The sequence below is a fragment of the Parapedobacter soli genome (genome assembly GCF_025460835.1).
Lineage (GTDB): Bacteria > Bacteroidota > Bacteroidia > Sphingobacteriales > Sphingobacteriaceae > Parapedobacter > Parapedobacter soli.
This window is the reverse complement of record NZ_JAMXAY010000094.1, coordinates 1-7,398: the sequence shown is the minus strand read 5'-3', so window position 1 is coordinate 7,398 and position 7,398 is coordinate 1. Positions and strand designations below refer to the sequence as shown.

The window sequence follows — 7,398 nt, the reverse complement described above, 5'->3', positions numbered from 1 at the left end:
TGACTTCAAAAAAGAAATATTGGGCTTTTTAAGGGTTGACTAATTTACAAAGCGATTGCTGTTCCAAAGATTTGGAAGTGACCTCGCCAAAGCCCTCGACTGGACCGTCGAAGAGTGTTACTCCCTCCGGATGACTGGGACGTGGGCGATGGCACCAAAGTGGGGAAAATTATATTGAGCCTAACCAATCCGGAGGATATGCGACAGGTGTTGGAGCGGGTATTGGGGGAATTGGTGAGGGAGGAAAAACTGATAAATACAGGCAGCTCTTATGTTACTTCTTCTTAAAATGCCTAGTGTTTGAAATCAACCGTTTACCGTGATGCAAAGTTAGTATATTCACCTGATCCCCCGCGGCCAATTGATATACGATCCGATAGTTATCGACCATAAGTTGCCTAATACTTTCATCCATGAATTGGGGCACGATAGATCCCCTTCTAGGGTAAGCCTCCAATATATCGGGTGCTGAAAATAATTTTGATACGGTCAGTTCGGCATAACGGGCAGATTCTTTTGCGATATATTCGCCGATATCGTCCAAATCAGCGATAGCATTGTCTGTCCAAACTATTTCAGCCATTTGGCTAACTTATGACGTGCCTCTTGCTTGGTGTTAACTTTACCTTGGTCCACGTCATCCAAACCCCGCTGCACCTTCTCGATAAATACAACATGGTCTACAAGTTCATCAATAGAAAATTGCTCAGGCAATTTATCAAGTGAATTAATTAATCTTGTTTTGGTAAGCATATATACCTCCTCTCACAAAGATAACGATATGTCACATAATATCCAAAATATGCTTATCTCTCCCTGCTAATGTCGGTTTGTGGTGATAGGCACCAAAGTGGGGAAAATTATATTGAGCCTGGCCAACCCGGAGGATACGCGACAGGTGTTGGAGCGGGTATCGGGGGAATTGGTGAGGGAAGGGAAGCTTCACGAAAAAGGAGGTTATTTTAAGAAGTATGATTAAGTTTCTTGCTGTCAATAGTTTGTAGCCCGGTCATTTGAAAATAAATAGGATTATAACTATCTTTGTATCTGTTATGGAAAAAGCTCAAAAAGATAAGGCTGCGATTATCAAGTCTTTGCATCAAACTGCAAAGAATAAGGAGATGGTGCGTTCTTATTTGAAAGGCAAAACAAGCTTGGATGTGTTAACGAAAAAGGGCATCAAGTTTGCAAAACCATTATGACTATTCTTTTGATGAAGAGACCTTAACCTACAGCTTCATCACTAAAAACGACATCACTTATCGTGTGGCTTTTGTCGCAGATGAATCGCTCTCGCTGATAGCGGACACAACGTTCGACAACACTTATCAAATAGTCATTGAAAAAGTGTCTGCTTCATTGGAACCTTTAGACAATCTGGTCTCCAAAACGGTAAATGCCATTATCGTCCGCTTTTTTGAAAATGTACAACATGCCCTTCTCTATGTGTGTTCAGACAGCGAGCACAGGGCCGCAATCCGATATAAAGTATTCCATCGCTGGTATAGAAATAGCGATTACCGCGAGTACATTGTAAAGGTTGACAACCCCGTATCCTATATCATCGAAGGCCATTCTTATACTTTGTACACTTCGCTTCTTTACCATAAAGATCATCCTTCAATCCATTCGATATTAGATGTATATAGCCAACTGGAAGCAATACTGAATGCGGAAAAATGAGGTGAAGATGATTGGTGTTTCTGCTCGTTGTACCAATCAATACTTTCTTGGATATCCGTGCGAACGTCTTCATCGATTAATATGCGAAAAGCCATTAGTCAAATTAGAAGCCGTCCTGTACTTCATCCCAAGCCAATAGGCGCTCCGGGTTTTCATTAGCTTTTCGGATACGACTTCTAACCAGTTCTTTGTGTGCGTCGGTAATTTCTACATCCCCACAAAAGCCTCAAAGCCCAATTGTTTGGTCAATTCCATGAAAAACGCGAGCTTGTTGTCCGGTATTTTGAGCGTGACTTCTTTCATATCCTTTCGTTACAGCGTTTAACACGCTTAGATAAATTCGCTTTAATATGCAAAATGATCGCGTTGCATAATAAAAGCAATTTATCGGTCTATCCTCTGCCATTGAGAACTTTTTTATAGAGAAAAATGTGATTTTTATCGGCGAGGTCTTCATGAAAGGGAAGGTGCAAAGGGCGAAAAAATCCCGTTGCGATAATCCATACAGCGTTTCATCGCGGCCCGGTCTCCGGTAAAACCCCGAAAGCACTAAGCCCCCAAAAGGCCAATCGCTCTTGGGGGCATTGCATAGATAGAAGCCGTTTTTCGGCAATTACATACCGGTACGGTTGAGGTCGATGACCATGAAATTGTTGGCCTCCCTGCTCGCCAGGAGAAGCTGGTCGCCATCCACGGCGATGCCATACACCCGGCGTAGGGAAGGGTCTTGGAAATAGTTGGCCACCCGGGGGGCTTCGGGCGAAGAGAGGTCGATGATTCCGACGGAATGATTAATGGAATTCAACACCAAGGCCTTGTCTTTCCAGCGGGCTATCCGGCCCGGTCCACGCATATGCCTATCGCTGATGTGCGAACGCACTTTGGGGTGCAATGGGTCGGAAATGTCAAAAGACCAAAACGTATCCGCATTATAGGCGACTACAAAAAGATGGTCTCCGGCAATGGCCAGGGCGCACGTACCTTTCAGTAAGATGGGGTCATAGGTCCGATCGCTAATGATTGGGTTGCGCTTATCGCGGATATCGACTGTGATGAGCGACGACCCCGGCCCGTAACCGGCCAAATACAAGACATCCCCGTGGGTCATGGCGGCAAACGCGCCGTCGCCGGTATGGAAGGAGCTGATGATGGCGGGATTTTCGGGTCGACGGAGGTCGAGGATATAGACCTTGCTTTCCGAACTGTGCGTCACGTACGCGTAGTCGCCGTCAATCCATAGCTTCCGGAGCCGCGTATAGTCTGATTGGTAGTGGTCCAGGAAGCTCCCCGCTCCGCCCACGGTCAGTGCGCCGACCTTTCTCGGGTGGTAGGGGTCACCGATATCGTAGACGCTTATCCGGCAGTTGGTCATCGATAATACGTAGAGGTAATGGCCTTTGATGGCCACGCTGAACGCGTCGAGAATATCCGGGTCGCGCAGGCTGTGCGCCAATACCGGGGCTTCTGCATTACGGTAATCGATAATGGCCACGTTGTTGCCGTCCCGGCAGGGGATGTAGGCAAATTTTTGGTGGATGACGATGTCTTCGGGCTCGTTGATTTCCTTCACGCTGGTCACCAGGCCTACCCGGGCTTGCGCCACGGGTATTTTGAGGTGGGCGGGGATGGTATCCCGGCTGTTGTTTACCTGTTGCAGGGTGTGGTGCAGAAACGCTTTGGCAAATGCCGACCGGAGCACGAACCCTTTGTTCGTGGCAAACAGGGTGATGACCGAGTCGGCCGTTTCTACCCGTATGCCGTGGTCGAGCCAATCGCCGGCTACCGTGGGCAGGGCGCCGAGGTTCCACCACTTACGCCCGTAGTCTAGCGTGAGGTACACGTTCTTTGGACCGGTATACGTGCCATAGTAAGCCGCGCCATAGCCGATGTTGACGAAATCGTCTGCTGCCCCGGCTAAGGTGGCGGTTTGCTCCCACTTGTACCCGAGGTTGCTACTGCGGTACACGCGGCCATCCTGGTCGGCCTGGAGCACATTGGCCATCCCCATGTATTCGGTGGCGAACAGTGCCGCATCGGTCAGCTTGTCCATCCGGTTCCAGGTCAGGCCGTCGTTGATGCTTTTGTATACCGTGCCGTCCCATCCGTTAACGATGATGCCGTTCCCCACCCGTTCAAGCCGGTAGAGTGCATTCTTCGAGATGGCGCCAAGGTCTGTCCAGGTGTCGCCCTTATCGGTAGACCGATAGATATGGCCACCTTCGGAATTGGTATCCGTAACCAGCAGTGTGCCGTTGGTGGTATACATAATGGCGTAGGCGGCCGCATAGTTTTCGGTGTTCTTATTGGTAGTGAGCTGCTTCAGCAGCTTCCACGACTGGCCGCCGTCGAGGGTGCGGTATACTTCGGCATGGCCAGTGAGAAGGTAGAACTCGTCCTTGCGGCCCGTCTCGGCGATGCAGGTGATGTCATGCGGCGTGGGATTGGCCACTAGCTGCCAACTCGTACCTTGGTCATCACTGAGGTAAAGTTTACCCTTTTGCGCCCCGCGGGTGGCCAGGGCAATGGTGTGTTCGTCGAGCTGCCGGATGGCGTCGATTCGTCCACCTGGCACCACCTCCTGCACCGACCAGTCGGTAAACCGGGGCACGATGCGCTCGGCGATGGACAGGCTGTCCATGGGCTGCCCGTACGTGAGGGCAAGGGAAAAAAAGATGGCTAACGTGCTTGTTATTCTTTTCGTGTTCATCAGCTGTTGTATTTTTCGTTGCTAGTTTTGCCACCACATTTTGCTGTTCATATCGTCGCCGCCGATGCGTTGCGAAGCCTCGCGGTAGTTGTTTTGGTTGAGCGATTGCTCCGATAGCGGGTAAGGAAGCCGCGAGGGTATCCGGCCATCGTTGACGTTGGTCGGGCCCGGCACGAGGCGGGGGTAGCCCGTTCTCCGGTAGTCGCTCCACGCCTCAATACCTGTAAAAAACAAGCTGAAGTACTTTTGAAGATACACCTTTGGCAATCCGCCATCATACACCACACTGGCTTGGGTGAGGTAATCCGCGCTAAACGGCGCCCCCCAGTATTCGAACGAATGTTGGATGCCATCGTGGTAGGCTTGCTGGGCGTTACCCGGGTAGAAGTTGCGGATGGCAGCCTCGGCTTTCAGGAAAAACACCTCCGAGGCGGTCATCCAGATAGCGGGTTCGCGGTCCGACTGGAAGCGTGTGCCGAGGTACGACTGGTAATTATAACCGCCGTTGTAGTTGGCCGATTCGGTTACGGGCAGGGCATTGGGCAAACCGACATACACGGGGTTGTCGCTGCCGGCCGAGGCGTTGGTTGGACGGGCAAACTGGTGTAGCCGCGCGTCGCCGAACTTGGTCAACGAATCGACCACGAATGCGCTGACCGATTTGTACTTGAAATCAAAATCGCGCACGTAGCTCGGAGCGAGCGGGAATACATCGGGGAAGCTGCCTTGGTAGCGGTAAATGAAATTGTCGGCATTGCTTTCCATCACGGGGTACTGCGCCGGGTCGGCCAGCAGCTGCCCAATCAGCGTGGCGGCCTGTTGCGGTTGCTGTTCCGAGGTGCGCATGAGCAGCCGGAGGAGGAGGCTGTTGCCGAATTTTTTCCATCGGAGCATATTTCCCTGGTACACCAGGTCGCCCCCGAAATCCAGCGTGCCGTTTACGTCAATGTCCTGCGTATATTGCTGCAATTCTGTAATGAGACCCGCATAAATCGTTTCCTGGGCGTCGTATTTGGGGGTGAAGATGCTGCCCGCGCTCGCTGCTCCCGCCTCGGTGTAGGGCACGTCGCCAAAGGCATCGGTGATCACCGAGAGGATGAAGACCCGGAGGATGCCTGACACGGCCCGGTAGTTCGGGTGTCCAATGCCGTTTTCGACCATCCGGTTAATGTCGCTGAGGTCGCGTAGCCGGTTGTATAAATTCCACAGCTGGTTGGAATTGGAGGGCTGCAGTTTAAAACGCTGCACTTCCGTAAACGTATTGTTCATGCAGGTGTACTGCATCAATTCATTGTTGATTTCGAAGGCGCTAAGCGTTAGGGTATTCGAAACGTTGTAGAGTATCTGCGGCAATACGACGCCCGGATTGACCGTTGCCGGTACGTTGGGATTGATATTGTCTGTTTTCTGGCAACCTCCCATCGCGAGGAGGAGGGTTACGCATATAACGGCTATTCTAATATTCATGGCAATTTGTTTAAAGGGTGAATTTGATGTCGAATCCGAAGCTACGCGTGGAGGGGATTTGTGCGTTTTCGATACCGGGCACAATGGTACCGCCAGACACGAACGAGGTCTCCGGATCAATATGCGGCGCTTTTGCAAAGAGCAGCAGGTTGCGGCCCACGAGGTTCAATTGTATGGATTTGAACGGTGTTTTCTGTGTCAGCGCGCCGGGCAGCCGGTAGCCGAGGGTCAGTTCCCGCAGTTTGACGAACGAGGCATCAAACGAATTGGACTCTACGTTCGGCCGGCGGTAGTAGCCGCGGTAGTACGCATAGGCCGATACCCGTTCGGTATTGGGAGAGTAGCTGCCATCGTCGTTCAGCACCACCCCATCGCCGATGATGCCCTCTTCACGGCCGGGCAGCGTATTCGATAAGCTACCCGCTTCGGTGCCCGTTACGTGGGTGAACGAATAGATGGTGCCGCCCAGCCGGCCGTCGAACAGCAGGCCCAGCGACCACGTCTTATAGTTGAGGGTGTTTTTTATGCCGGCAATCAGGTCGGGGTTGTAGTTGCCGATTTTCATTGTATTGCTGGTGAATACCGGTACGCCGCCCCGGTAGACAACTTGGCCGGCTTCGTTCCGCTGGAGGCCGATGCCGTAGATGTCGCCCATCCGGCCACCTACGCGGGCTTCCACGGTGGCCCCCTGGCCCGAGGCCATCACGTAGCTATCCACCCCGTCGGCGAGTTCAACCACCTCGCTCCGGTTGGCCGCGGCGGTGAGGGTAATGTCCCAGGTCAGCTGGCTTTTGATCGGCGTTACGGTGACCAATGCTTCCCAGCCCCGGTTCTTTATTTTGCCGGCGTTCATGATTTTATCCGTGTAGCCCGTGCTGACCGACAAAGGGCTGCGCAAAATCTGGTTCTTACTTTGTGACGTGTACCAGGTGAAATCGACATGCAGCCGGTTGGCCAATAGCCGGAATTCGGTGCCCACTTCGAATGAAGAGGTGATTTCGGGCTTCAGGTTGACGTTGGGCATCGTAGCCGGTAAGCCCACCGCCCCGGGCAGGGTGCTGTATTCGTAGTAGGCCGCGGTTTGGTAGGGGTCGGTATCGTTGCCCACTTGGGCGAATGAACTCCGTAGCTTCCAGAAGTTCACCCACGAAGACCCGATGCCTAGCAAATCCGAAAGGATGGCACTCGCGGAGATAGAGGGGTAGAAATAGGAGTTGTTGCCCGTGGGCAGGGTGCTTGACCAGTCGTTGCGACCGGTGACCTGCACAAATACCTGATTTTTATAGTCGAAGTCGGCAAAGGCATATAAGCTGTTTACGGTCTTTACCGTATTGGCCTCGCTTACGGCGGGCCGGCTGCTGGCGTTGCCCAGGTTATACACCCCGGGGATAGTGAGGCCATTGGCCGTTACCGTATTCTGGGCCGTGTTGATTTGGAGGTTGTTGCCGCCCACGTTTGCCGCCCATTGGAAATTTCCGGTTTCCTTGCCCTGGTACGTAGGGCCTGCTGAAAAAGTCAGCCAGCCATTTTCCATTTAAAAA

8 protein-coding genes are annotated in these 7,398 nt (G+C 52.1%); 4 read left to right on the top strand and 4 right to left on the bottom strand.

The genetic code is table 11. The annotated features are described in order from the left end of the window. The first annotated feature begins 114 nt into the window (after positions 1–114). Positions 115–288 (top strand): hypothetical protein, encoded by a 174-nt coding sequence (locus NGM62_RS21180; protein ID WP_262250315.1) that lies wholly within the window; start codon positions 115–117, stop codon positions 286–288. Here NGM62_RS21180 and NGM62_RS21175 read toward each other — a convergent pair. Then, complete coding sequence (locus NGM62_RS21175) at positions 275–583, bottom strand: type II toxin-antitoxin system RelE/ParE family toxin (RefSeq protein WP_262250314.1); 309 nt, start codon at positions 581–583, stop codon at positions 275–277. The two genes, NGM62_RS21180 and NGM62_RS21175, sit on opposite strands and share 14 nt — an antisense overlap. Before the next feature lie 267 nt (positions 584–850). On the opposite strand from NGM62_RS21175, the gene NGM62_RS21170 reads away from it, so the two are divergent. From NGM62_RS21170 to NGM62_RS21160, 3 genes are all read left to right on the top strand, one after another. Beyond that, on the top strand, positions 851–979 hold the full coding sequence (locus NGM62_RS21170; protein WP_262250313.1) for a hypothetical protein: 129 nt from the start codon (positions 851–853) through the stop codon (positions 977–979). A 73-nt stretch (positions 980–1,052) separates the two neighbouring features. Beyond that, the gene (locus NGM62_RS21165; RefSeq protein ID WP_262250312.1) at positions 1,053–1,202 is read left to right on the top strand and encodes a hypothetical protein; all 150 of its coding nucleotides are present in this window, start codon (positions 1,053–1,055) and stop codon (positions 1,200–1,202) included. Beyond that, complete coding sequence (locus NGM62_RS21160; RefSeq protein ID WP_262250311.1) at positions 1,186–1,683, top strand: DUF6169 family protein; 498 nt, start codon at positions 1,186–1,188, stop codon at positions 1,681–1,683. The genes NGM62_RS21165 and NGM62_RS21160 overlap by 17 nt, the downstream gene beginning before the upstream one ends. A 613-nt stretch (positions 1,684–2,296) precedes the next feature. Here the strand turns inward: NGM62_RS21160 and NGM62_RS21155 are convergent. The 3 genes from NGM62_RS21155 to NGM62_RS21145 are packed head-to-tail and all read right to left on the bottom strand — an operon-like array spanning position 2,297 to position 7,391. After that, positions 2,297–4,390, bottom strand: coding sequence for a VPS10 domain-containing protein (locus NGM62_RS21155; RefSeq protein ID WP_262250310.1), 2,094 nt, complete (start codon positions 4,388–4,390; stop codon positions 2,297–2,299). Positions 4,391–4,411: 21 nt separating this feature from the next. Then, the gene (locus tag NGM62_RS21150) at positions 4,412–5,857 is read right to left on the bottom strand and encodes a SusD/RagB family nutrient-binding outer membrane lipoprotein (protein ID WP_262250309.1); all 1,446 of its coding nucleotides are present in this window, start codon (positions 5,855–5,857) and stop codon (positions 4,412–4,414) included. A gap of 10 nt (positions 5,858–5,867) precedes the next feature. Then, entirely contained in the window at positions 5,868–7,391 is a 1,524-nt protein-coding gene (locus NGM62_RS21145) for a TonB-dependent receptor (RefSeq protein ID WP_262250308.1), read from the bottom strand. Between the last annotated feature and the right edge of the window lie 7 nt (positions 7,392–7,398).